Genomic DNA, 23,090 nt, shown 5'->3' with positions numbered 1-23,090 from the left:
GCGCCAGTATATCGATATGTTGTTAAATAAACGAACTACCCGCTCGGGACACTAGTCGCAATGCGGATGTTTCCCCATAAAAAACGCCAGCCTGCTGGCTGGCGTTCTTCACGCGAAGGGGCCGCGCCGTGGTCAGCGACCGGCCAGCGCCGGCATCACCCGCGGACGCAACATCTCGCCAAGCACCGCCAGCGCACCGATCGCTCCGGCGATCCAGTACCAGCGCTGCAGCGGGTCGAAGCCCAACCAGCCGAGGGCATGCAGGAACACCATCAGGATCAGCACCGGGCAGACGTAACGCACCATGAACAGCCACAGCGCGTAGCCCAGCGGCGGAAGGTTCAGCTCGTCGCGCATGATCTCGCTGCGCAGCGCGTAGCCGGCCAGCAGCACGGTGAAGATCCCGCCCAGCGGCATCATCCAGCGCGAAGTCAGGTAATCCAGCCAGTCGAAGAAGTTCTTGCCCATCGGCGTCCAGCCCGACATCAGGTTGAACGAAAGCATCGCCAGCAGGCTGATCACCAGCAGTACCACGCCGGAACCCATTGCCGCCTTGATCCGCGAAATGCCGTGCTTCTCGTTGAGGTAGGCAACGGTGGCCTCGATCATGGAGATCGCCGAGGTCAGCGCGGCGATCGACACCATGGCGAAGAACAGCACGCCGAAGGCGGTGCCGAACGGCATCTGCTGGAAGGCCAGTGGCAGGCTCATGAAGATCAGGCCCGGGCCGGCAGTCGGGTCCATGCCGTTGGCGAAGATGATGGGGAAGATCGCCAGGCCCGCCAGCAGCGCGACGCAGGTGTCGGCGATGGCGACCATGAAGGTAGTGCGGGCGATGGACTGGTCATCCGGGATGTACGAGCCGTAGGTGAGGATCGCACCGGAAGCCAGGCTGAGGGTGAAGAATGCGTGGCCAAGCGCGGCCAGCAGCGCCTCGCCGGTGATCTTCGAGGTATCGAAGCTGAACAGGAAGGCGAAGCCCTGATCGAAGCCGCCGCTGGTGACCGCGTAACCCACCAGGATCAGCAGCAGCACGGCCAACCCCGGCATCATCCAGCGCACCGCGTTCTCGATGCCCTTCTGCACGCCCTTGGCGACGATCCACAGCGTCAGCAATGCCACCAGCAGGCTCCAGCCGCCGAGCTGCCAGGGGTTGGAGTTGTGTGCCTCGAATACGCCGCCCAATGCCTCGACGCTGGTCGCGGTCAGCGAGCCGTCGAGCATCTTCACCGTGTAGGCGAAGGCCCAGCCGGCGACCACCACATAGAAGCAGAGGATCAGGAAGCCGGCGGTCATGGCCATGCCGCCCACCGCCTTCCACAGCGGATTGCCGTTGTTCTCGCGGACCACCCGGCCGATGGCGTCGATCGGGCTGCCACGGCCGCGGCGACCGATGGCGATCTCGCACATCATTACCGGTACGCCGATGGCGAGGATGCACAGCAGGTACATCAATACGAAGGCACCACCGCCGAACTCGCCGGTGATGTAGGGGAATTTCCAGATGTTGCCCAGGCCCACGGCGGAGCCGGTTGCCGCGAGGATGAAACCCCAGCGCGACAGCCAGAGGTTCTTCGGTTTTTCACGAGTCATACGTCACCTGTTTGTTGTTATCTGTGACGGGATCGGGACCGTCGCGCAGGGCGCGGCGGCGTGCAAGGCGGATTCAGTCGTTCATTGAGCGTCGGGCTGCACCTCCGGCGCGGCCTGCTGGAAGGCCGGAAGCGTCTCGCAGCGTGCAACGATCTCGAGAATGCGTGGATACGCCGCGAGGTCACAGGCAAAACGGCGCGCATTGTATACCTGCGGCACCAGGCATGCCTCCAGATAACCTGGCCGATCGTTCAGGGAAAGCCTGCCATCGAAACATTCCAGGCCCGCTTCCACGGCGGCGAGGCCCTGATCGACCCAGTGCCGGTACCAGGCGTTCTTCGCCTCGTCGTCGACGCCCAGTTCGGCACTGAGGTACTGCAGCACGCGCAGGTTGTTCAGCGGATGAATCTCGCAGGCGATGTGCATCGCCTGCGAGCGCACCCGGGCGCGCTCGACCGGATCGGCCGGCAGCAGCGCCGGCACCGGAAACACTTCGTCGAGGTACTCCAGGATCGCCAGCGACTGGCTGATGCGCGCGCCACCGTTGGCTTCATCGACCAGCAACGGCACCAGCTGCTGCGGGTTGAGGGCGCGGTAATCGGCCGCACGCTGCTGGCCGCCATCCTTGACCAGATGCACCGGCACCTGCCGGTAGGCCAGCCCCTTCAGATTCAGCGCGATGCGCACCCGGTAGGCGGCACTGGAGCGCCAGTAGCCGTAGAGTGTCAGCTCAGTGCTCATAGCGCTCGACCTGCTGATCGATGGCGCCGAAGATGCTCTGCCCGGCGGCGTCGAACATCTCGATGCGCACCCGGTCGCCGAACTTGAGGAACGGCGTCTTCGCCTCGCCGTGCTCGACCACCTCGAGCATTCGCTTCTCGGCCAGGCAGGACGAGCCGGCGCTGCGGTCGTAGTTCGACACGGTGCCCGAGCCGATGATGGTGCCGGCGCCCAGTGGGCGGGTGCGCGCGGCGTGGGCGACCAGGGTCGGGAAGTTGAAGGTCATGTCGGTGCCGGCATCCGGCTGGCCGAACAGCTCGCCGTTGATGTGCGAAACCAAAGGCCGATGCACCTTGCCGTCGCGCCAGGTTTCGCCCAGCTCGTCCGGGGTCACCGCCACCGGCGAGAAGCTCGACGACGGCTTACTCTGGTAGAAGCCGAAGCCCTTGGCCAGCTCGCCGGGGATCAGGTTGCGCAGCGACACGTCGTTGACCAGCATCAGCAGCTGGATGTGCGACGCCGCCTCGGCCGGTGTCGCGCCCATCGGCACGTCGCTGGTGATCACCGCCAGCTCGCCTTCCAGGTCGATGCCCCAGGCCTCGTCGGCGAGGCGGATCGGGCTGTGCGGCGGGATAAAGGCATCGGCGCCGCCCTGATACATCAGCGGATCGTGCCAGAAGGACTCCGGCATCTCGGCGCCACGCGCCTTGCGCACCAGCTCGACGTGATTGACGTAGGCGCTGCCGTCCGCCCAGTGATAGGCACGTGGCAGTGGGCTGTGGCAGGCGGTCTGGTCGAAGGCGAATGCGCCCTCCTCCAGCCCGTCGTTGAGGCGCTGGTAGACCGCTTCCAGCTTAGGCTTGCAGTAGTTCCAGTCATCCAGCGCGGCCTGCAGCGTGGCGGCGATCTGCGGCACTTTCACCGCCCGGGCGAGATCACGGGAGACGACGACGAGCACGCCGTCGCGGCCCTGGTTGAGGGTTGCGAGTTTCATCAGGATTCCTTGCCCGGCGCACGCCAGGAGTTGACGTATTCGGGAACATCGACGGCTGCGGCGGCCTCACCGACTTCCAGCGCGCGGCGGGTGTCGATCATCACCGCCACCTCGTCGGCAAAGGTCGCCGGGTCGGTGCTGGCCTTCTTCAGCGCCTTCGGGTGCGGCCCGTGGGGGAAGCCGCAGGGGTGGAAGGTCACCATGCCCTGCTCGATGTTGTCGCGGCTGAAGAAGTTGCCGCGATGGTAGAACAGCACTTCGTCGTAGTCGTCGTTGTTATGGAAGAACGGCACCTTCAGCGCACCCGGATCGGATTCCACCGGCCGCGGCGTGAAGGTGCAGACCACGAAACCGTTGGCGACGAAGGTGGTGTGCGCCGACGGCGGCAGGTGGTAGCGATGGCTCATCAGCGGGCGGATGTCGCGCCAGTTGAGCCGTACCACGGTGTTGTCGCCGTGCCAGCCGACCACGTCCAGCGGGTTGTACGGGTAGGTCACGGTGGTGACCTGGTCTCGCCGCTTGATGCGGATCTGCCAGGGGTTCTCGTCCTGCTGCGCGCGAAAGGCGTCGTCTAGCCGCGGATGGTCGAGCACTGCGGCGTCGAAGATGGCGTGCGGGCCGACCAAGCCTTTTTCCGGCAGCTGGTAGGCGCCGTCGGTGTTCTCGATCAAGAGCATGAACACCGGCTGCGTCGCCTCGATGCGCCAGGCGGTGCCGCGCGGGATCATCAGGTAGTCGCCGTCGCGGAATTCCAAGTGACCGAAGTCGCAGTAGAAATGCCCAGCGCCCTCGTGGATAAACAGCAGCTCGTCACCGTCGCCGTTGCGCACCAGGTGGCGCATGGCGCCGTTGGTCTTCCACAGGCGCAGCTTGACGTCGGCGTTGTGCAGCGCCAGCGGCGCCTGCAGCGGGCAGTCGCCTTCGCTGGGGATGTGATTGAAGTTGAAGGCGTGCGGACGCAGCGGGCCTTCCCAGTCGATCCAACCGGTCGGCGGATGCTTGTGATGCAGGTGCGAAGCCGGACCGAAGAAGCCTTCGCGGCCCATTTCGCGCTCGTAGGTGCCCTGCGGAAAATCGCAGTGCGCCTGACGCGAACTCTCACCCTCGCGGATGGGGAAACTGATCCATTTGCGGCTCATGTGCCTCTCCTCGTGATACCGCGTGATCTGAATGGCGGTGCGGTGGGTGCCGGTGCGTAGGGTGGATGTCGCGTAGGGTGGAAGACTGCGAAGCATCTTCCACGCGTCTGTGTCGCCCACGCGTCCGTGTCAGGCCGACCGAAACGCGTGGATGTGCTTCGCGACATCCACCCTACGCAACCCCACCTCGGCGCTGGACTTACTCGTCCGCCTTGATCACGCCGCGGCGCACCTGGTCTTCCTCGATGGATTCGAACAGCGCCTTGAAGTTGCCTTCGCCAAAGCCCTGGTTGCCCTTGCGCTGGATGATCTCGAAGAAGATCGGGCCGATCACCGTGTTGGTGAAAATCTGCAGAAGGATGCCGTCATCGCCCGGCGCGCCATCGATTAGCAGGTTCAGCTCGCGCAGCACATCGGTTGGCTCGCCGTGGCCGGCAACGCGCGTATCGACCTTCTCGTAATAGGTGCCCGGTGTGGTCATGAAGTCCACGCCGTTGGCACGCAGGCGGCGGACGGTCTCGTAGATGTCGTCGGTGGACAGCGCGATGTGCTGGATGCCCTCGCCGTGGTATTCGCGGATGAATTCCTCGATCTGCGACTTGTCGTCGGCCGACTCGTTGATCGGGATGCGGATCTTGCCGCAGGGCGCGGTCATGGCGCGGGAGAACAGGCCGGTCAGCTTGCCTTCGATGTCGAAGTAGCGAATCTCGCGGAAGTTGGCGATGCGCTCGTAGAAGCCGGACCAGACATCCATCTGCCCGCGCATGACGTTGTGGGTCAGGTGATCGATGCACATCAGGCCGACGGCGTTGTCGTTCGGCGTGCGCCCTTCGATGTACTCGAAGTCGACGTCGTAGATGCTCTTGTCGCCGTAGCGATCGACGAGATACAGCAGCGAGCCGCCGATGCCTTCGACACAGGGGATGTTCAGCTCGCCGAAGTTGGCGTGGCTGCCGACCAGCTTGGCGCCCTGGGATTCGACGTAGGCGGCGGCCTGGGCGGCATTCTTCACCCGGAAGGCCATGGCGCAGGCGCTCGGGCCGTGCTTCTCGCCGAAGGCGCGCACATGCCCGGTCGGGCTGCCGTTGAGCACGATGTTGATGTCGTGCTGCTGGAACAGCCAGACCTCCTTGGAGCGGTGCTTGGCGGTTTCGGTAAAGCCCATCTGGGTGAACAGCGTCCGCAGCTGCTCGATGCCTTCGGAATTAGGCGCGGTGAATTCGACGAACTCGAAGCCGTCGGTACCGATGGGATTGTGCTGTTCGATCTTGTTCACGGCGTTCATATCGCCTCCTGATTATTGTTGTGAGGACTGCCGCTGCACGGCTTGGCTGGCCCCATCACACCCCAGGGCCGAGCGCCGAACAATGCTGTTTACGGGCACGGCAAGCAGCCGGCGCCATCCCTGCTGTCAGGTTTTCCTTACAGCGCCTGTTTCGCTGAAAAGCCTGGCCCGGCGGCTTGCCAGGCGTAACGAAAAGCTGACAGAGCGGTGCGACAACCTGCCGCACATGTCATCTCCCGCTTAACCTGGCGCATAAAAAAAGGTGGGCTGAAGCCCACCCCATGAAGGCCTGCGTTGGCCTGCCTATGGGATGGACCTGAGCCCACCGAAACGGCTTCCTGAGAAGCCCGCAGCATTCTTGTAGGGTGGGCTTCAGCCCACCAGGCGACCCGCTAGATCAAGCCGAGCAGGTTGAGAAACACCAGCACGATGGCCACCGGCGTGCCGTAGCGCAGCAGGTTCCACCAGGCCTGGAACAGCCCCGCGTTGCGAATGCCGATGGCCTCGCTGACCACGTGACGCTGCAGCACCCAGCCGGTGAACAGCACTGTGCCCAGACCGCCCAACGGCATCAGCCAGTTGGTGGTGAGGTAATCCAGGGTGTCGAAGAAGGTCTTGCCGAACAGCTGGTAGTCCGCCCAGTGATTGAACGAGAACACGCTGCCCAGGCTCAGCAGCCAGAGCACCAGACCACTGCCCAGCACGGCCTTGGTCCGGCTGATACGGAAGCGTTCAGTGAGCCAGGCGATGCTCGGCTCGGAGAGCGAGATGGCCGACGTCAGCGCGGCGATCACCAGCATGATGAAGAACAACCCACCGACGACCTGCCCCAACGGCATCTGGCCAAAGGCGATCGGCAGCGTGACGAAGATCAGCCCCGGCCCGGCACCCGGCTCCAGGCCGTTGCCGAACACCAGCGGGAAGATCGCCAAGCCGGCCAGCAGCGCCACCGCGGTATCGGCCAGCGCCACCAGAATCGAGGTCTTGGCGATGGAGGTGCCTTCCGGCAGGTAGGAGCCGTAGACCATCATCGCGCCGCAGCCCAGGCTCAGGGTGAAGAACGCATGACCGAGGGCGATCAGCACGCTCTGCGCGGTCAGCGCGGAGAAATCCGGCACGAAGAGAAACTGCAGCGCCTGGGCGAATTCGCCTTCGATGGCGGCGTAGACGACCAGCACCAGCATCAGCACGAACAGCCCTGGCATCAGAAAGCGCAGCGATCGCTCCAGCCCGCCGCGCACGCCGAAGCCGACGATCAGCATGGTCGCCGCCAGCACCAGCGTGGCGCAGACCACTAGGCGCAGCGGGTCCGCCAGCAGCGCGCCGAACAGCTCGCCGCTGGCCTCGCCGCTGACCCCAGCGAAGCCGCCGCTGAAGGTCGCCGGCACATAGGCCAGCGCCCAGCCAGCCACCACCAGATAGAAACTCAGGATGAGAAAGCCGGTCAGCCCGCCGAGCCAGCCCACCACGCGCCAGCGCGAACTGGCCCCGGCCTCGCGCGCCAGCCGCGCCACGGCGCCATCGGGGTTCGCCCGGCCGCGACGGCCGATCATCACTTCGGTCATCAGCAGTGGAATGCCGATCAGGAGGATGCAGGCGAGATAGACCAGCACGAAGGCGCCGCCGCCGTTCTGCCCGGTCACGTAGGGGAATTTCCAGATATTGCCCAGGCCCACCGCGGAGCCGGTGGCGGCGAGGAAGAACACCCAGCGGGAAGACCACAGGCCTCGGCTGGCGTTGTCCTGGATGCGTGCGCGCGCGCCGGCGAAGGTGCCGGCCGCGAGGCTGGTTTTATCGGTCATTGCGGATTCCTGCTTGTTGTTTTTGTCAGGGATGGTGCGAACGAACGGAGCGGGCACGGCGCTGGCGATCAGAGCCCGCCGCCCCGCTCAGCGAAGGCCGGCGCGCTCGGGCGACCGGCCATGTGCCGTCATGAAGCCTGCCGCTGCAGCGTCGCGACCTGCGGCGCGCCGCCGGCCTGCAAGCGCTCCAGCGCCAGGCGGTCGGCGATCACCGAGGTGCATTCGCCGCTGGCGGCGGCCCGCTCGAAAATCTCGCGCAGCGTGCCGGCGATGGCGTTCACATGCGCATCGATCTGTGCGGCGCTGCCGCCGATGCGCTGGTAGTAGACGTCGATGATGCCGCCGGCGTTGATCGCGTAGTCCGGGGCGTACAGCTGGTTGCGGCGCTGCAGCTCGGCGCCGACCTGCGGCGTGGCCAGCTGGTTGTTCGCCGCCCCGGCGATCACCGGCGCGCGCAGCACCTCGAGGGTCTGCTCGTTGAGGATCGCGCCCATGGCGCAGGGCGCGAAGACGTCCACGTCCAGGCCGTAGATGTCCTGCGGGCGCACCACCTGGGCGCCCAGCTCGTCCATCGCCTGCTTGACGTTGGCATCGAAGATGTCGGCCACCCACAGCTCGGCGCCCGCGGCTTTCAGATGCCGCGCCAGACCCAGGCCGACATGCCCAACGCCCTGGATCGCCACTTTCAACCCGCCGAGGTCGTCACGCCCGAGCCGGTGGCGCACCGCTGCCTTGAGCCCGACGAAGACGCCCAGCGCCGTGGATGGCGACGGGTCGCCGCTGGTGATGCTGCCGTCGAGGGTCGCGCGCGGCGTGGCACCGACCACATGGCGGGTGCGCTGGGCGAAGGCCTGCATCTCGGCATCGCCGGTGCCCGAATCGGCGGCGGTGATGTAGCGCCCGCCGAGGCTGTCGACGAAATCGCCCATGGCGTGCAGCAGCGCCTGGCTCTTGCCGGTGTGCGGGTCGCCGATGATCACCGCCTTGCCGCCGCCGAGCTTGAGCCCGGCCAGCGAGGACTTGAGCGTCATCCCGCGCGACAGGCGCAACACGTCACGCAGGGCATCGTCGTCATTGGCGTAGGGGTACATCCGGCAGCCACCCAGCGCAGGGCCCAGGCGCGTGTCGTGGATGGCGATGATGGCCTTGAGCCCCGAAACCTTGTCATGGCAGAAGACCACCTGCTCGTGCTGGTCGAAATCGGGGTGCGCGAAAACGGACATTGGGGTTACCTCGTTCTTGTTGGTCTGGCGCCCTGCCATGGGCAGGGCCTGCTTGTTCGGTATCACCGGGCGATGGGCCCGGCGGGTTCATCTGGCCCTGGGCGAACAGGGTGACGGGCCGCTGCTGCGTGCCCTGCCGGTGGGTTGAAGCCCACCGAACAACGCTGCCCGACGCGACGAGCGCCCAGCGCCGGGGCGCTCAGGCCGCCGGCTGGAACAGCCGCACGCTCTGCACCTCGTCGCCCTTGGCCAGCTGCTCGCGCAGCAGCTTCTCCTGCTGGCGGGCCTTGGCGATGGCGCGTTCCTTCACCGGGCCGTAGCCACGGATCAGCTCCGGCAGCGCGGCGATGGCCACGGCGGTGCGGTAGTTGCTCGGCTTGAGCTGGGCCAGCAGCTCGTCCACGGTCTTCTCGTATTCGCTGATCAGCTGGCGTTCGACGCGACGGTCGTGGCCATAGCCGAACGGGTCCAGCGGCGTGCCACGCAGGAAGCGCAGCTTGGCCAGCACGCCGAAGGCGTTGAGCATCCAGGGGCCGAACTCGCGCTTGCGCGGCTCGCCGGTGACGGGGTCACGCTTGGCCAGCCAGGCCGGGGCGAGGTGGAACTGCAGCTTGTAGTCGCCCTCGAACTGCGCCTCGAGCTGCCGGCGGAATTCCGGCTCGCTGTAGAGGCGTGCGACCTCGTACTCGTCCTTGTAGGCCAGCAGCTTGAAGTAGTAGCGCGCGACGGCCTTGGACAGCGCCAGATCGTCCGCCGTATCGGCCTCGCGCACGCGCTCGACCAGCTGGCGATAGCGGCGCGCCAACCCGGCGTTCTGGTAGCGAGTAAGGAAATCCACGCGCCAGTCGACGATCTCTTCCAGCGTCTTGCACACCGGCTCGGCCATCTCGGCCGGGCGCGCCAGTTGCTCCACCGCCTCGCGTTCGAGCACCGCGCGACGGCCCCAGCGAAACGCCTGCTGGTTGAGCTTGGCGGCAACGCCATTGAGCTCGATGGCCTTCTCGATGGCCTCGGCGCTGATCGGCAGCAGCCCCTGCTGATAGGCGAAACCGAGCAGGAACAGGTTGGTGGCGATGCTGTCGCCCAAGAGCCGCGTGGCCAGGCGGGTGGCGTCGACGAAGTGGGTCTTCTCCGCGCCGACCGCGTCGCTGATCGCCTGGCGCATGGCCGCGCCGGGCACCTGGGCATCCGGGTTGCGAGTGAACTCGGCGGTGGCCGATTCGTGGCTGTTCACCACGGCATTGCTGATCTGCTCGTTGAGCCGGGTCAGCGACTCGTCACCGGCCGCCACCACCAGGTCGCAACCCAGCAGCAGGTCGGCCTCGCCGGCGGCGATGCGCACCGCGTAGATGTCGCTCTGCTTCGCGGCGATGCGCACATGGGTGGTCACCGGGCCGAATTTCTGCGCCAGCCCGGCCTGGTCGAGCACGGTGCAGCCCTTGCCTTCCAGGTGCGCGGCCATGCCGAGCAGCGCGCCAAGGGTGGTCACGCCACTGCCGCCGACACCCGGAATCAGCACGTTCCATGGCCGCTCCAGCGACGGATGCTGCGGCTCGGGCAGCGCGCCGGCCTCGATACCGCCAGCCACCGCTTCGGGCTTGCGCAACCCGCCGCCATGCACGGTGACGAAGCTCGGGCAGAAGCCCTCGACGCAGGAGTAGTCCTTGTTGCAGGCGTTCTGGTCGATCTCGCGCTTGCGGCCCAGCTCGGTTTCCTTCGGCAGCACCGACAGGCAGTTGGACTTCTCGCCGCAGTCGCCGCAGCCCTCGCATACCGCAGCATTGATGAATACGCGCTTGGCCGGGTCTTCCAGCTTGCCGCGCTTGCGCCGGCGGCGCTTCTCGGTGGCGCAGGTCTGGTCGTAGATGATCACCGAGACGCCCTTGAACTCGCGCAGCTCACGCTGCACGGCATCCAGTTCGCGGCGATGGTGGAAGGTGGTGATCGGCGCGAAGCCGTCGCGGCTCGGGTACTTGTCCGGCTCGTCGCTGACCAGTGCGATGCGCCGGACGCCCTCGTCGGCGATCTGCCGGCTGAGCTGGTCGACACGCAGCTCGCCGTCGATCGGCTGGCCGCCGGTCATCGCCACGGCGTCGTTGTAGAGCACCTTGTAGGTGATGTTGACGCCCGCCGCCACGGCGGCGCGGATCGCCAGGCTGCCGGAGTGGAAGTAGGTGCCGTCGCCGAGGTTCTGGAACATGTGCGGGGTGTCGGTGAACGGCGCCTGGCCGATCCAGTTGACGCCCTCGCCGCCCATCTGGGTGAAGGTCTCGGTGCGCCGGTCCATCCACTGCACCATGTAGTGGCAGCCGATGCCGGCCGAGGCGCGGCTGCCCTCGGGCACCTTGGTGGAGGTGTTGTGCGGGCAGCCGGAGCAGTAGTGCGGGGTGCGCACGGTGCTGTAGCTGCGCGCGGCCAGGGCCTTTTCCTTGGCGGCCAGGAAGGCCAGGCGGGTCTGGATGCTGTCGCTGGTGTAGATCGGCGCGAGGCGCTTGGCGATTACCCGGGCGATCATCGCCGGGGTCAGCTCGGAGAGGTTCGGCAGCAGCGAGTTGCCCTGTTCGTCGAACTCGCCGACCACCCGCGGACGCTTGCTGACGGGCCAGTTGTAGAGCTGCCCGGTGAGCTGGTCCTCGATGATGCTGCGCTTCTCCTCGACCACCAGAATCTCGTCCAGCCCCTGGGCGAATTCGTGCACCGAGACCGGCTCCAGCGGCCAGCTCATGCCGACCTTGAGCACGCGCAGGCCGACCGAGGCGCACAGCGCTTCGTCCAGGCCAAGGTCGTCCAGCGCCTGGCGCACGTCGAGATAGGACTTGCCGGTGGTAATGATGCCCATGCGCGGATTCGGCGAATCGAGCATCACCTGATTGAGGTTGTTGGCGCGGGCGAAGGCGCGGGCGGCGTAGATCTTGTAGAGGTTGAGGCGCTTTTCCTGAGCCAGCGGCGGGTCCGGCCAGCGGATGTGCACGCCGTCCTCGGGCAGTTCGAAATCGTCCGGGATGCGCGTCTGCATGCGTAGCGGATCGACTTCCACCACGGCGGAGGAGTCGACGTTCTCGGCAATGGTCTTCAGCGCCACCCAGCAGCCGGAGTAGCGCGACAGTTCCCAGCCGATGATGCCGTAATCGAGAATTTCCTGGACGTTGGCGGGGTTCAGCACCGGAATCGAGGCGGCGATGAAGGCATGCTCGCTCTGGTGCGGCAGCGTCGAGGACTTGCAGCCGTGGTCGTCACCCGCCAGCAGCAGCACGCCGCCGTTGGGTGCAACACCTGCCGCATTGCCGTGCTTGAACACGTCGCCGGCGCGGTCGACCCCCGGGCCCTTGCCGTACCACATGGCGAACACGCCGTCGTACTTGGCGCCGGGGAACAGGTTGGTCTGCTGGCTGCCCCACACCGCGGTGGCGGCCAACTCTTCGTTGACGCCCGGCTGGAAGTGGATGGCGTGTTGCTTGAGGTAGTCGCGGGCTTCCCAGAGGCTCTTGTCCAGCCCGCCCAATGGCGAGCCGCGATAGCCGGAGATGAAGCCACCGGTATTCAAACCACGAGCCTGATCACGCTGATGCTGCAGCATCGGCAAGCGGGTCAGCGCCTGGGTGCCGGTGAGGTAAAGATGACCGGTTGCAAGCCGGTACTTGTCGTCCAGACGGATCTCGGCCAGAGACATGGGGCGCTCCTAATTTGTTGTTATCGGAGTCAGGGTTGCGTTGTTCGCTACCCGCCTGACGCAGTCATGGAGAAACCGCACGGTTGTCTCTCCACGCCGGCAATCGGCAGGGGATCACCCCACCGTCGCGTGTCGATTAACAGTCTGGCCGTGACGAAGAGAGATTTTCTTTCTACTTTTGCGGTAGAACAGCGCTTCTGTGCATGACCCATTCGCTAACAACAAGAAAACAGGCACGACCATGCAGACTTCGCCCCTAAGCAGCATCGATCGCAAGATTCTCCTGCTGCTGCAACACAACGCCGATCTCTCCGCAGCGGAAATCGCCGAGAAGGTCGAACTGTCGCAATCGCCCTGCTGGCGACGCATCCACCGCATGCAGGAGGAAGGGCTGATCGAGCGCAAGGTCGCCCTGCTCAACCCGAAGAAGCTCGGGCTGAACATGACGGTGTTCGTCAACATCAAGCTCTCGGCCCACGGACGCAGCAACCTCGACGAGTTCGAGCGGGCGGTGGTGGGTTACCCCGAAGTGCTGGAGTGCCACACCATGGCCGGCGAGTCGGATTACCTGCTCAAGGTGGTGGCGCGCGATATCGACAGCTACGAACGCTTCCTGCGCGACCAGCTTTTGCAACGCCCCCACGTGCAGGAGGCGCACTCGCATATCGCCATGAGCGAGGTGAAGCGGACCACGGAGTTGCCGCTGGATTGAGCCTACAGACCGGGTTCGCGGCGGGCGGAGGACAAGGCGGAGCCGTTATCCACCCTACGAGCGAAGCAGCCGCACGAGGGAATGAAAGCGTAGGGTGGAAAACGGCCAGAGCCTTTTCCACGCGTCCACCAAGATCGCCTCCGACACCGTCCCAGACATCCGCATGCGTCGGGCCTGGTTACGGTGAATAAGGCTTCGCCGTTATCCACCCTACGCACCGACGCACCGCTTGCACGCCTACTCCTCCGGTATCCCTTCCAGCCGCGCGTCCCGTCCGATCTCCCGCTCAGCGAACCAGCCCTGATCCATCTCCAGCGCATAACGTGCCGGCCGCTTCGAACAACGAATCTCGGTATTGAACGGCTCCAGATCGATCACATCGACCAGAACGCCGTCCTCATCGAAGAACGCCGCGGACAACGGCAGCGGCGTGTCCTTCATCCATAGGCAGTGCCGGCGCACTTCATCAAAGCGGAACAACATGCCGCTGTCGCTGGCAAGTTCACTACGCCCCATCAGACCACGCTGGCGCTGCAAGAAGGTATCCGCATATTCGGCCTGGAGTTGATGCCCGCCAAGCTGCAGCCGCAACGGCTCGGCGGGCTGGGCGGTGGTCGCGACGGCCATCAGCGATAGCAGCAACGCAATACGCATAAAGCAATCTCCTGAGACCGGGTACGGCGGAACAGCCGGCCGCCGCCGCACTCATAAGCGAAGCGCCGCACCTGCGCGGCGACATAACGACAACAAGGGAGAACCCCATCGTGCTCAATAGAATAACCGCCGCCAGCGTCTACCTGGTGCAACGCTTCCTCCCCTCGCCCTTCGTCTTCGCCATCCTGCTCACGCTGATCGTGCTGATCGCCGCTATGCTCAGCACCGGCCAGGGCCTGCCGGCGATGGCGCAGCACTGGGGCAACGGCTTCTGGAACCTGCTGGCCTTCACCATGCAGATGTCGCTGATCCTGGTCACCGGCCATGCCTTGGCACGGGCGCCGGCGATCAACCGACTGCTCGACCGCATGGCGCGCATCCCGCAGTCGCCCGGGCAGGCGATCATTCTCGTGACGCTGGTGGCGCTGGCCGGTTCCTGGATCAACTGGGGCTTCGGCCTGGTAATCGGCGCAGTCTTCGCCCGTGCGTTGGCGCGGCAGGTACGCGGCGTCGACTACCCGCTGCTGGTCGCCTCGGCCTACTCCGGCTTCCTGATCTGGCACGGCGGCTTTTCCGGCTCGATCCCGCTGTCGCTGGCCAGCGGCGGGGCCGATCTGGAGAAGATGACCGGTGGCGCGCTGACCGAAGCGATCGGCGTCGGCCAGACGTTGTTCGCCTCCTACAACCTGATCATCATCGCCGTGCTGGTGGTGGGCCTGCCGCTGCTGAACTGGGCCATGCAGCCGAAGACGCCGAAAGTGGTCGACCCGGCGCTGCTGGAGGAACCCCAGCCAAGCGACATCCCGCGGGAAACCGCCACCCAGCGCCTGGACGACAGCCGCATTCTCGGCCTGATCATGGTCGCGCTGGCGGTGCTGTTCTTCTACCGGCACTTCAGCGAGAACGGTCTGGCGCTGAGCCTGAACATCGTTATCTCGATCTTTCTCTTCGCCGGCCTGCTGATGCATGGCACGCCGGAGCGCTACATGCGCGCCATCGAGGAGAGCATCCGCGGCATCGCCGGCATCGTCGTGCAGTTCCCCTTCTACGCCGGGATCATGGGGATGATGGTCGGCGCCAATGCGGTCGGCGTATCGCTCGGCCGGCAGGTCACTGACACCTTCGTAACCTGGTCGACGACCGAGAGCTTCCCGGTGCTGGCCTTTCTCAGTGCTGGGCTGGTCAACGTCTTCGTGCCCTCCGGCGGCGGCCAGTGGGCGGTACAGGGGCCGATAATGCTGCCGGCCGGTGCGGCGCTCGGCGTGGCGCCGGAAGTGACGGCCATGGCGATTGCCTGGGGCGATGCCTGGACCAACATGATCCAGCCGTTCTGGGCTCTGCCGCTGCTGGGCATCGCCGGGCTCGGTGCCCGCGACATCATGGGCTACTGCCTGCTCAGCCTAGTGTTCTCCGGTGTGGTGATCGCCGGCGGGCTCTATTTTCTGACCTGAGGCCTGGAGCATTCCGGACAGCGACGCTGTCCGGAATGCTGGACCACACTGTCCAGCATTCAAGACATCGATACCGTCCACCATTTTGGACAGACTGCAGAAACCCTATCTAAATCAGTGAGTTGCATATCTGGCACGGAACTCGCTAAATCACCGTGCGGCCTGTCCGCAGCCGAAACAAGAAAAACAATGCGCCTGCCGTGCAGCAGCGAGTCCCCGAATGCCCTCGGCAGCGTTCGGTCGTGCCGCACGGGGCCAGGAGATCGTCCCCGATGAGCGTCGTCATCGCCCTTGCTGCATTGGCCCTGCTGATGCTCGCCGCCTACCGCGGCTACAGTGTCATCCTGTTTGCTCCCATCGCCGCCATGGGTGCGGTGCTGCTCACCGACCCGTCCGCCGTGGCGCCGGCCTTCACCGGCATCTTCATGGAGAAGATGGTCGGCTTCATCAAGCTGTACTTCCCGGTATTCCTGCTCGGTGCGGTGTTCGGCAAGCTGATCGAGATGTCCGGCTTCTCGCGCTCCATCGTCGCCGCGGCGATCCGCCTGCTCGGCACCAGCCAGGCGATGCTGGTGATCGTGCTGGTCTGCGCGCTGCTCACTTACGGCGGCGTGTCGTTGTTCGTCGTGGTGTTTGCCGTGTACCCGTTCGCCGCAGAGATGTTCCGCCAGAGCAACATGCCCAAGCGGCTCATCCCGGCGACCATCGCCCTCGGCGCATTCACCTTCACCATGACTGCCATTCCCGGCACGCCGCAGATCCAGAACATCATCCCCACCACCTTCTTCAACACCACCACCTGGGCGGCGCCCTGGCTCGGCCTGATCGGCACCCTCTTCGTATTCGGCCTAGGCATGCTCTATCTCAGGTGGCAGCTCGGCAAGGCAATGGCCGCTGGCGAAGGCTACGGCACCAACCTGCGCAACGAGCCGGAGACGCCGGCCGACATCGCCCTGCCCAACCCCTGGCTGGCGCTGTCGCCGCTGATTCTGGTGCTGGTCGCCAACCTCTTGTTCACCCGCTGGATTCCCGAGTTCTACGGCACCAGCCACAGCCTGCAGCTGCCCGGCATGAGCGCCCCGCTGGTCACCGAGGTCGGCAAGCTCACCGCCATCTGGGCGGTGGAGGCCGCACTGCTGCTGGGCATTGCCCTGGTACTGGCGGCCAGCTTCGGCACCCTGCGCGGCAAGCTCGCCGAGGGCAGCCGCACGGCGGTCGGCGGTTCGCTGCTGGCGGCGATGAACACCGCGTCGGAATTCGGCTTCGGCGCGGTAATCGCCTCATTGCCGGGCTTCATCGTGGTGGCCGATGCCCTCTCGGCGATTCCCAATCCGCTGATCAACGAGGCCATCACCGTCAACCTGCTGGCCGGCATCACCGGCTCGGCCTCCGGCGGCATGAGCATTGCCCTGGCCGCGATGGCCGACAGCTTCGTCGCCGCCGCCAACGCCGCGCAGGTTCCGCTGGAAGTGCTGCACCGGGTCGCCTCGATGGCCTCCGGCGGGCTCGACACCCTGCCGCACAACGGCGCGGTGATCACCCTGCTGGCGGTCACCGGGCTGACCCACCGCGAATCCTACAAGGACATCTTCGCCATCACCCTGATCGCCACGGCCGCGGCCTTCTTCGTGATCGGTGTGTACTACGCTACCGGCATCGTCTGATCGCGGCGCTTCGCCGATTTCGGCGAGCATCACGACATCTGCGATTGCCTTCCGACAACAAGAAAAACGAGGTGCCGCCCCAGTGCGGTCGCCACCAAGCGGGAGAAACCATGAACCTCACAGGCAAGACCGCACTGGTCACCGGCTCCACCAGCGGCATTGGCCTTGGGATCGCACTGAAGCTGGCCGAAGCCGGCGCCGACCTGATCCTCAACGGTTTCGGTGATGCCTCGGCAGCGCTGGCCGAAGTCGGCCGGCACGGCCACAAGGTCGGCCACCACGGTGCGGATGTGTCCGATCCGGCACAGATCGCCGAGCTGTTCGCCTATGCCGAGCGCGACTTCGGCGGCGTCGACATCCTGGTCAACAACGCCGGCATCCAGCATGTGGCGCCGGTGGAGGAATTTCCGGTGGAGCGCTGGGACGCCATCATCGCCATCAACCTGTCCTCGGCGTTTCACACCACGCGCCTGGCCCTGCCCGGCATGCGCCAGCGCGGCTGGGGGCGGATCATCAATATCGCCTCGGTGCACGGACTGGTGGGCTCCGAGCAGAAGGCTGCCTACGTCGCTGCCAAGCACGGGCTGGTCGGGCTGACCAAGGTCGTCGCGCTGGAAACCGCCACCACGCCGATCACCTGCAATGCCATCTGCCCCGGCTGGGTGCTGACCCCGCTGGTGCAACAGCAGATCGACGAGCGCGCGCGGGAGAGCGGCGACGAGCAACGCGCCCGCCACGATCTGCTGGCCGAGAAGCAACCCTCGCTGGACTTCGTCACCCCTGCACAGCTGGGTGCGATGGCGCTGTTCCTGTGCAGCGAAGCCGGTGACCAGGTACGCGGCGCGGCATGGAACATGGACGGCGGCTGGGCAGCGCGCTGACGACGACTGGCCACTCCCGGCGAACGGCTGCGCATCGCAGGCTGTCTGTATCCCATTCAGGCGGACTGCCGCGCCGAGATCGCCAGAGGTTCAGGTCGGCAGCGCCGGACAGCCAAAAACCGTTTCGGGAGTGCCGATGCAAAGCCAGCTGCTGTATTTCGATGACGAGCGCGCCGCCGCCCTGCGGCTGGCCGAAGCCTCTGGGCTGGCCGCCGCGGCAGTCGAGCGCCACCGCTTTCCCGATGACGAACTGCGCCTGCGTCTGCCATTGGCCGAGGGCGAGGCCATCGCCGAGCAGCTGGTGATATACCGCGGTCTCGATCATCCCAACGAGAAGCTGGTCGAGCTGCTGCTGATCGCCGGGGAGGCACGCCGACTGGGCGCCAGGCGACTGATCCTGGTCACGCCTTATCTGGCCTACATGCGTCAGGACATCGCCTTCAATCCCGGTGAAGTGGTCAGCCAGCGGGTGCTTGGCCAGCTGCTGGCCAGCCAGTTCGACGGGCTGATCACCGTCGACCCGCACCTGCACCGCGTCGCTACCCTGCAGGAAGCCGTGCCGCTGGAAGATGCCGTCAGGCTCTGCGCGGCACCGGCGCTGGCACGGCTGATCGCCGAGCGGCATCCCGACGCCCTGCTGATCGGCCCGGATGCCGAGGCGTTGCAGTGGATCGAAGCTGCCGCCGTCGAACATGGCTTCGAACACGGCGTGTGCAACAAGGTGCGCCACGGCGATCGCCAGGTCGACATCGCACTGCCGGCGCTGGAGTTTGCCGGGCGCCATGTGGTGCTGCTCGATGACGTCGCCAGTTCCGGTCGCACCCTGGCCAATGCCCCGGAGAAACTGCTGGCCGCTGGCGCCGCCTCGGTGGACGTCGCAGTGACTCACGCGCTGTTCGCCGACGATGCGCTGCAGGTGATCCGCGCCGCTGGCGTCGGTCAGATCTGGAGTACCGACTGCATCGCCCATGAGAGCAATGCGGTGAGCATGGCCTCGCAGCTGGCTGACGCGCTCAGGCCGCTGCTGCGCTGAGGCGATACTCAACGAGCGGCACATAGGGTGGAAAACGCGGCAGCTTTTCCACCGGAACCCGGCGAGCACCTCGGCGGCGGCGAATCAATCGCGTGGACAAGGCGGTGCCGTTCCACCCTACGAGCATCCTGCACCGGCCGGCTACCTGCGCCCCAACACCAAGGCTGCCGTAGGGTGGAAAACGCGCAGCTTTTCCACCGGAACCCGGCGACCACCTCGGCGGCGGCGAACCAGCCGCGTGGACAAGGCCGCGCCGTTGTCCACCTCACCCCTCATCCACCGCGCTCGGCTCGTCGGCCACGATCTGCGCTGAGTCGCCATAGCGCTTCTGGCAGCGCTCGCAGAAGAATGCCCGGCGCTGGCTGCGCCCCAGCTCTTTCACCTTCACCAGCGGAATATGGCAGCGCACGCAGGTCGTCTTGCCGTGGGCCAGCCAGTGCGCCTTGAGCACGCCGGCCCGCTTCCACTGGAGAAATTCGAAGCTGTAGGTACGCGCTTCACGCACCAGCTCGCGCAGCTTGGCCGCCGGCAGCTCGCCGATCAGCGACAGTGGATGCACGCGAATGCGGTAGAGCACCTCGTTCTTGATGATGTTGCCGGAGCCGGCGAAAAGCGTCTGGTCGAGCAGCGCATCGCAGGCCAATAGCCGCGGACGTTCGCGCAGCCGCTTGAGCGTGGCGCGCGGGCTCCAGGCGTCGCTCATCAGGTCCATGCTCCAGTCGTACGTCGCATCCAGCGGCCCTTCGATCAACTGCACCGAGCAGGCGTAGAAGTTCAGCTCTCCGTTGGCAAAGCCCAGGCTCAGCCGTGCTACGGCGTCCTTGCGCTCATTGATGCGATAGCTGCCGAACAGCAGCAGGTGGATGCGGACGGAGACGTCCTCCAGCTCGATCAGGAAATGCTTGCCCCAGCTATGGAAGCCACGCACCCGCTGACCGGCCAGCCGGGACATGTCGATCTTGGCGCTGCCCTCGGCACGTTCGATGGTGCGCCCGGCGAATGCCGCGACTTCTTCACGCAGGATGACGATGGAAGGACCTTCGGGCATGGCTGCACCAGGGGCTGGGCTGTCTTGGATTTGAGACTCGCCAACGCCGCGAAGGTGCGCCCGCCGTTACCAGTCCAGTTGCAGCGTGCTCTCGAATTCGCGCAGCGCTCCGCTCAGCGGATCGCTGAAGCGCAATCCACGCGCCAGCAGCTTCAGTGGCCGCGCGTAGTCGTCGGCCTCACGCTCGCTGCGCTCAAGCAGCTCGGGATAGAACGGGTCGTTGCAGATACCGGCGCCGAGGGTGGCCATGTGCAGGCGCAGCTGGTGCTTTTTGCCGCTGATGGGGGAAAGCCCGTAGCGCCAGAGGTCGCCGCGCCGTTCGAGCACCTCGATCAGCGTTTCGCTGTTCGGCTCGCCCTCGCCTTCGCGCATCAGGAAGAAGGGGTCGCCCGGCACCATGCACAGGCGTCGGCGCAGGGGAAATTCGAGATGCGGCAGCGCCGGGCAGATTGCCTCGTAGCGCTTGCTGATCTCCCGCTCACGGAACAGCGCCTGGTAGGCACCACGGCTCTCCCGGTTGGCCGAGAACAGCACCAGACCGGCGGTGAGCCGGTCGATACGATGAATCGGCACCAGATCGGCGTTACCCAGCCGTTTGCTGAGCCGCGCCAGCAAGGTTTCGTTGACGTATTCGCCGGCCGGCATCACCGAGAGAAAGTGCGGCTTGTCGGCCACCACCAGATGCTCGTCGACGTGCAGGATGCGTTCTTCGAATGGCACCGGGGTCTCGTTCGGTACTTCGCGAAAGTAATGAATGCGCATGCCTACCCGATAGGTCTGCGCGGCATCGATCGGCTGCATCTGCGCATCAAGCACGCGGCCGCGGGCGATGCGATCGAGCCAGGTAGCGCGACTGATCGCAGGGAAGTGCGCGCACAGGCAGTCGAGCACCGTAGGCCAATCACCTGGCGGCAGATGCAGGGTACTGGGGCGGGAACTGGAAGCGGACATGAATGCAGCTACACGGTAGCGACGAGGGAGGTGGATGATACCCGCTCTGTCGGTAGCTGCCTCCCGTTGCGGGAGCGCTGTGGCAAGTGGCTGCTGAGCGCAGCACCGCCAGGGGGCAGGCAATGCGCTCAGCGAAGACGCCAGGCGAGAGTGGCGCGTAGGCTCAATCAAGCTTTTCCTTGGTCACCTCGCCGGTGCGGCCATCGATGCTGAACTCGTACTTCTTGCCGTCCTGCTTCATGCCCTCGCCTTCCCAGCCATTGTCATCGGCCTCGATGCCATGCAGCTCGGTGTAGCCGGCGGCCTTGGCTTTCTCTACGGCCTGCTCAAGGCTGATCCAGTCGGCGCCGGGCTTGTCGGCGGCGAAGGCAGCACCAGAACCGAGGATGGCAACGGCGAGGGCGGCGGTCAGTGTCTTGTTGTACATCTCGTTTATTCCTTCTTCGAACGGGATCAGATCGGGCCATACGGTTGGCCCCTGCATGAATTACGAGCGCAGCGGCGGCCGCTAAGTTCAACCGCCGCGCCGCCAGGCGCCGGACGCTCACTGGCCCGATGTCGATTTCGCCCGGCGCCAATCGACTCTGTCACAGGGCCATTGCCGCGCGGCGGTGGCTCCGCGCCCGCTTCCAATCCGCGCCCCGGAGGTCTACATGGCAACGCACAAGGTCGTATCCGATCAGGACTGGCTGGCCGCCCACAGCGCCCATCTGCAGGAAGAGAAACAGCTCACCCGCCAGCGCGATGCGCTCAGCGAAAAGCGTCGGCAACTGCCCTGGCGACGCCTTGCGCAGGACTATCGCTTTCACGATACCAGCGGCGCGGTTCGCCTGAGCGAGCTGTTCGAGGGTCGCAGCCAGCTGGTGATCAAGCACTTCATGTTCGGCCCGGACTGGACCGAGGGTTGCGTCGGCTGTTCGTTCGAGGCCGATCATATCGGCGGTGCGCTACTGCACCTGCTGCAGCATGACGTCAGCTTCGCCGCCATTTCCCGCGCGCCGTTCGAGCGGCTGGAGGCGTTCCGCCAGCGCATGGGCTGGCAGTTCCGCTGGCTGTCGTCGGCCGGCAGCATGTTCAACCGCGACTTCCACGTGTCCTTCGATGCCGAGGACATCGTCGAGGGCAAGGTCTTCTACAACTACGCCTGGCAACCCTTCGTCTGCGAGGAGCTGTCGGGCTTCAGTGTTTTTTACCGCGACCCGCAGGGCGACATCTTCCACACCTTCTCGGCCTATGGTCGCGGCGCGGAAGAACTGCTCGGCACCTATGTACTGCTGGACATGACGCCCAACGGTCGCAACGAAACGGGCCCGCGGCACAACCTCACCGACTGGGTACGCCTGCACGACCGTTACGACAGCGATGATCGCGTTGCCCCGAGCGGACGCTCAGAGCCCGCCGGCTGCTGCCACGAGCAGGCGCGACGCTGAGGCTACTGCCGTCGAATGAAGACGATCTGCGGGTCCATTTCGCCGTTGCTGAAGCGGAACTCCACCGCATCGCCCACGGCCAGCCCACCGAGCTGTGCGGCGTCCGCCTTGAACGGCATCACCATCGCCGGCCACTTCAATTCCGGCACCGGCCCGTGGGCGATGGTGACGCTGCCCTGCCGGGCATCGATGGCGCGGATCACGCCTTCGGCCTGGTAAGCGGGCTCGGCCTCCAGGCTGTTGCCAGCCGCCACATCATCGACCGGCGGCGGTGTGGTGGAGGGCTTCAGCAGATCCTCGGCAGAGGCCTGGCCACTCAGCCCGAGGGTCGCAAGCAGTACGAGAAACACGGTTTTCATGACGACTCACCCCGATCGATCGGTCGTGCTGACCTGCAGCAAGCGTAGTCCCCATGGCGCGGTTCGCCCTCGCCCGAACGGTGCATTCGCAGCCGCCTGGCGACGTTCAGTTTCGTTTAAGCAAGCCCCCGTAACCTGTGAATCGTCGAAACCAACCACAGGAATCAAAACCATGAAAACACTGACTACGCTGTTCACCGCCGCCACCCTCGCCCTCGGTGCCAACCTGGCCATGGCCAAGGACATCGGTCCCGACGAAGCACTGAAGCTGCGCGATGCCGGCACCATCCAGTCGTTCGAGAAGCTCAACGAAGCGGCACTGGCCAAGCACCCCGGCGCTACCGTCGAGGAGACCGAGCTGGAAGAAGAGTACGGCCGCTACGTCTATCAGCTTGAACTGCGCGACGACAAAGGTGTGCAATGGGACGTCGAGCTCGACGCCAAGACCGGCGAAGTGCTGAAGGACCATCAGGACGACTGA

At 65.6% G+C, this 23,090-nt stretch carries 20 protein-coding genes; 7 read left to right on the top strand and 13 right to left on the bottom strand.

From position 1 onward, the window contains the following. Positions 1-132: 132 nt before the first annotated feature. The 8 genes from RT582_RS16655 to RT582_RS16620 all read right to left on the bottom strand — a co-directional run bounded on the left by RT582_RS16655 (position 133) and on the right by RT582_RS16620 (position 12,426). Positions 133-1,593: a sodium-dependent transporter gene (locus RT582_RS16655; RefSeq protein WP_313478595.1), complete on the bottom strand. Its 1,461-nt coding sequence runs from the start codon at positions 1,591-1,593 to the stop codon at positions 133-135. 81 nt (positions 1,594-1,674) lie between these two features. Beyond that, complete coding sequence (gene maiA / locus RT582_RS16650) at positions 1,675-2,334, bottom strand: maleylacetoacetate isomerase (RefSeq protein WP_313478593.1); 660 nt, start codon at positions 2,332-2,334, stop codon at positions 1,675-1,677. Continuing rightward, entirely contained in the window at positions 2,324-3,307 is a 984-nt protein-coding gene (locus RT582_RS16645; RefSeq protein WP_125877797.1) for a fumarylacetoacetate hydrolase family protein, read from the bottom strand. The genes maiA and RT582_RS16645 overlap by 11 nt, the downstream gene beginning before the upstream one ends. Next, positions 3,307-4,446: a homogentisate 1,2-dioxygenase gene (locus RT582_RS16640; protein ID WP_313478587.1), complete on the bottom strand. Its 1,140-nt coding sequence runs from the start codon at positions 4,444-4,446 to the stop codon at positions 3,307-3,309. Before RT582_RS16640 ends, RT582_RS16645 begins: the two co-directional genes overlap by 1 nt. A gap of 199 nt (positions 4,447-4,645) precedes the next feature. Continuing rightward, complete coding sequence (gene hppD / locus RT582_RS16635) at positions 4,646-5,731, bottom strand: 4-hydroxyphenylpyruvate dioxygenase (protein WP_313478584.1); 1,086 nt, start codon at positions 5,729-5,731, stop codon at positions 4,646-4,648. A gap of 392 nt (positions 5,732-6,123) precedes the next feature. After that, the gene (locus tag RT582_RS16630) at positions 6,124-7,533 is read right to left on the bottom strand and encodes a sodium-dependent transporter (protein WP_313478582.1); all 1,410 of its coding nucleotides are present in this window, start codon (positions 7,531-7,533) and stop codon (positions 6,124-6,126) included. A gap of 128 nt (positions 7,534-7,661) precedes the next feature. Next, positions 7,662-8,756: a Glu/Leu/Phe/Val dehydrogenase dimerization domain-containing protein gene (locus RT582_RS16625; protein ID WP_313478579.1), complete on the bottom strand. Its 1,095-nt coding sequence runs from the start codon at positions 8,754-8,756 to the stop codon at positions 7,662-7,664. A gap of 199 nt (positions 8,757-8,955) precedes the next feature. After that, complete coding sequence (locus RT582_RS16620) at positions 8,956-12,426, bottom strand: indolepyruvate ferredoxin oxidoreductase family protein (RefSeq protein ID WP_313478577.1); 3,471 nt, start codon at positions 12,424-12,426, stop codon at positions 8,956-8,958. 241 nt (positions 12,427-12,667) lie between these two features. On the opposite strand from RT582_RS16620, the gene RT582_RS16615 reads away from it, so the two are divergent. Continuing rightward, the gene (locus RT582_RS16615; RefSeq protein WP_003281718.1) at positions 12,668-13,138 is read left to right on the top strand and encodes an Lrp/AsnC family transcriptional regulator; all 471 of its coding nucleotides are present in this window, start codon (positions 12,668-12,670) and stop codon (positions 13,136-13,138) included. 237 nt (positions 13,139-13,375) lie between these two features. Here the strand turns inward: RT582_RS16615 and RT582_RS16610 are convergent, their stop codons facing one another. Further along, positions 13,376-13,792, bottom strand: a complete 417-nt coding sequence (locus tag RT582_RS16610; protein ID WP_014821541.1) for a DUF192 domain-containing protein — start codon at positions 13,790-13,792, stop codon at positions 13,376-13,378. 110 nt (positions 13,793-13,902) lie between these two features. Between RT582_RS16610 and RT582_RS16605 the strand changes: the two genes are divergently transcribed. The 4 genes from RT582_RS16605 to RT582_RS16590 all read left to right on the top strand — a co-directional run bounded on the left by RT582_RS16605 (position 13,903) and on the right by RT582_RS16590 (position 18,821). Further along, positions 13,903-15,243 carry a short-chain fatty acid transporter gene (locus RT582_RS16605; protein WP_313478574.1) on the top strand — a complete coding sequence of 447 codons (1,341 nt, stop codon included), beginning with the start codon at positions 13,903-13,905 and terminating at the stop codon, positions 15,241-15,243. 272 nt (positions 15,244-15,515) lie between these two features. Further along, on the top strand, positions 15,516-16,907 hold the full coding sequence (locus tag RT582_RS16600) for a GntP family permease (RefSeq protein ID WP_313478571.1): 1,392 nt from the start codon (positions 15,516-15,518) through the stop codon (positions 16,905-16,907). A 110-nt stretch (positions 16,908-17,017) separates the two neighbouring features. Next, positions 17,018-17,788 (top strand): 3-hydroxybutyrate dehydrogenase, encoded by a 771-nt coding sequence (locus RT582_RS16595; protein ID WP_122100018.1) that lies wholly within the window; start codon positions 17,018-17,020, stop codon positions 17,786-17,788. 136 nt (positions 17,789-17,924) lie between these two features. Next, positions 17,925-18,821 carry a ribose-phosphate diphosphokinase gene (locus RT582_RS16590; RefSeq protein WP_313478566.1) on the top strand — a complete coding sequence of 299 codons (897 nt, stop codon included), beginning with the start codon at positions 17,925-17,927 and terminating at the stop codon, positions 18,819-18,821. A 265-nt stretch (positions 18,822-19,086) separates the two neighbouring features. Here RT582_RS16590 and RT582_RS16585 read toward each other — a convergent pair whose 3' ends face one another. From RT582_RS16585 to RT582_RS16575, 3 genes are all read right to left on the bottom strand, one after another. Further along, the gene (locus RT582_RS16585; protein WP_313478563.1) at positions 19,087-19,869 is read right to left on the bottom strand and encodes a DNA-formamidopyrimidine glycosylase family protein; all 783 of its coding nucleotides are present in this window, start codon (positions 19,867-19,869) and stop codon (positions 19,087-19,089) included. A gap of 66 nt (positions 19,870-19,935) precedes the next feature. Continuing rightward, complete coding sequence (locus tag RT582_RS16580; RefSeq protein ID WP_313478561.1) at positions 19,936-20,820, bottom strand: RluA family pseudouridine synthase; 885 nt, start codon at positions 20,818-20,820, stop codon at positions 19,936-19,938. Between the two features lie 163 nt (positions 20,821-20,983). Beyond that, the gene (locus RT582_RS16575) at positions 20,984-21,247 is read right to left on the bottom strand and encodes a PepSY domain-containing protein (RefSeq protein ID WP_102832107.1); all 264 of its coding nucleotides are present in this window, start codon (positions 21,245-21,247) and stop codon (positions 20,984-20,986) included. 226 nt (positions 21,248-21,473) lie between these two features. On the opposite strand from RT582_RS16575, the gene RT582_RS16570 reads away from it, so the two are divergent. Next, on the top strand, positions 21,474-22,250 hold the full coding sequence (locus tag RT582_RS16570; RefSeq protein WP_313478559.1) for a DUF899 domain-containing protein: 777 nt from the start codon (positions 21,474-21,476) through the stop codon (positions 22,248-22,250). 2 nt (positions 22,251-22,252) lie between these two features. On the opposite strand, the gene RT582_RS16565 is transcribed toward RT582_RS16570, so the two are convergent. Next, complete coding sequence (locus tag RT582_RS16565; protein WP_041014967.1) at positions 22,253-22,609, bottom strand: copper-binding protein; 357 nt, start codon at positions 22,607-22,609, stop codon at positions 22,253-22,255. A gap of 172 nt (positions 22,610-22,781) precedes the next feature. On the opposite strand from RT582_RS16565, the gene RT582_RS16560 reads away from it, so the two are divergent. Further along, on the top strand, positions 22,782-23,090 hold the full coding sequence (locus RT582_RS16560; RefSeq protein WP_003301967.1) for a PepSY domain-containing protein: 309 nt from the start codon (positions 22,782-22,784) through the stop codon (positions 23,088-23,090).

This window comes from Stutzerimonas kunmingensis (genome assembly GCF_032106285.1).
Classification (GTDB): domain Bacteria; phylum Pseudomonadota; class Gammaproteobacteria; order Pseudomonadales; family Pseudomonadaceae; genus Stutzerimonas; species Stutzerimonas kunmingensis_B.
This window is presented reverse-complemented; position numbering and strand designations above follow the sequence as displayed.

Bases quoted from the DNA above. Each gene is read 5' to 3' on its own strand.
- RT582_RS16565 (WP_041014967.1), bottom strand. From the start codon at position 22,609: ATGAAAACCGTGTTTCTCGTACTGCTTGCGACCCTCGGGCTGAGTGGC.
- RT582_RS16575 (WP_102832107.1), bottom strand. From the start codon at position 21,247: ATGTACAACAAGACACTGACCGCCGCCCTCGCCGTTGCCATCCTCGGT.
- maiA (WP_313478593.1), bottom strand. From the start codon at position 2,334: ATGAGCACTGAGCTGACACTCTACGGCTACTGGCGCTCCAGTGCCGCC.
- RT582_RS16590 (WP_313478566.1), top strand. From the start codon at position 17,925: ATGCAAAGCCAGCTGCTGTATTTCGATGACGAGCGCGCCGCCGCCCTG.
- RT582_RS16570 (WP_313478559.1), top strand. From the start codon at position 21,474: ATGGCAACGCACAAGGTCGTATCCGATCAGGACTGGCTGGCCGCCCAC.
- RT582_RS16585 (WP_313478563.1), bottom strand. From the start codon at position 19,869: ATGCCCGAAGGTCCTTCCATCGTCATCCTGCGTGAAGAAGTCGCGGCA.
- RT582_RS16630 (WP_313478582.1), bottom strand. From the start codon at position 7,533: ATGACCGATAAAACCAGCCTCGCGGCCGGCACCTTCGCCGGCGCGCGC.
- RT582_RS16655 (WP_313478595.1), bottom strand. From the start codon at position 1,593: ATGACTCGTGAAAAACCGAAGAACCTCTGGCTGTCGCGCTGGGGTTTC.
- RT582_RS16600 (WP_313478571.1), top strand. From the start codon at position 15,516: ATGAGCGTCGTCATCGCCCTTGCTGCATTGGCCCTGCTGATGCTCGCC.
- RT582_RS16625 (WP_313478579.1), bottom strand. From the start codon at position 8,756: ATGTCCGTTTTCGCGCACCCCGATTTCGACCAGCACGAGCAGGTGGTC.
- RT582_RS16640 (WP_313478587.1), bottom strand. From the start codon at position 4,446: ATGAGCCGCAAATGGATCAGTTTCCCCATCCGCGAGGGTGAGAGTTCG.
- RT582_RS16595 (WP_122100018.1), top strand. From the start codon at position 17,018: ATGAACCTCACAGGCAAGACCGCACTGGTCACCGGCTCCACCAGCGGC.
- hppD (WP_313478584.1), bottom strand. From the start codon at position 5,731: ATGAACGCCGTGAACAAGATCGAACAGCACAATCCCATCGGTACCGAC.
- RT582_RS16580 (WP_313478561.1), bottom strand. From the start codon at position 20,820: ATGTCCGCTTCCAGTTCCCGCCCCAGTACCCTGCATCTGCCGCCAGGT.
- RT582_RS16645 (WP_125877797.1), bottom strand. From the start codon at position 3,307: ATGAAACTCGCAACCCTCAACCAGGGCCGCGACGGCGTGCTCGTCGTC.
- RT582_RS16560 (WP_003301967.1), top strand. From the start codon at position 22,782: ATGAAAACACTGACTACGCTGTTCACCGCCGCCACCCTCGCCCTCGGT.
- RT582_RS16620 (WP_313478577.1), bottom strand. From the start codon at position 12,426: ATGTCTCTGGCCGAGATCCGTCTGGACGACAAGTACCGGCTTGCAACC.
- RT582_RS16610 (WP_014821541.1), bottom strand. From the start codon at position 13,792: ATGCGTATTGCGTTGCTGCTATCGCTGATGGCCGTCGCGACCACCGCC.
- RT582_RS16615 (WP_003281718.1), top strand. From the start codon at position 12,668: ATGCAGACTTCGCCCCTAAGCAGCATCGATCGCAAGATTCTCCTGCTG.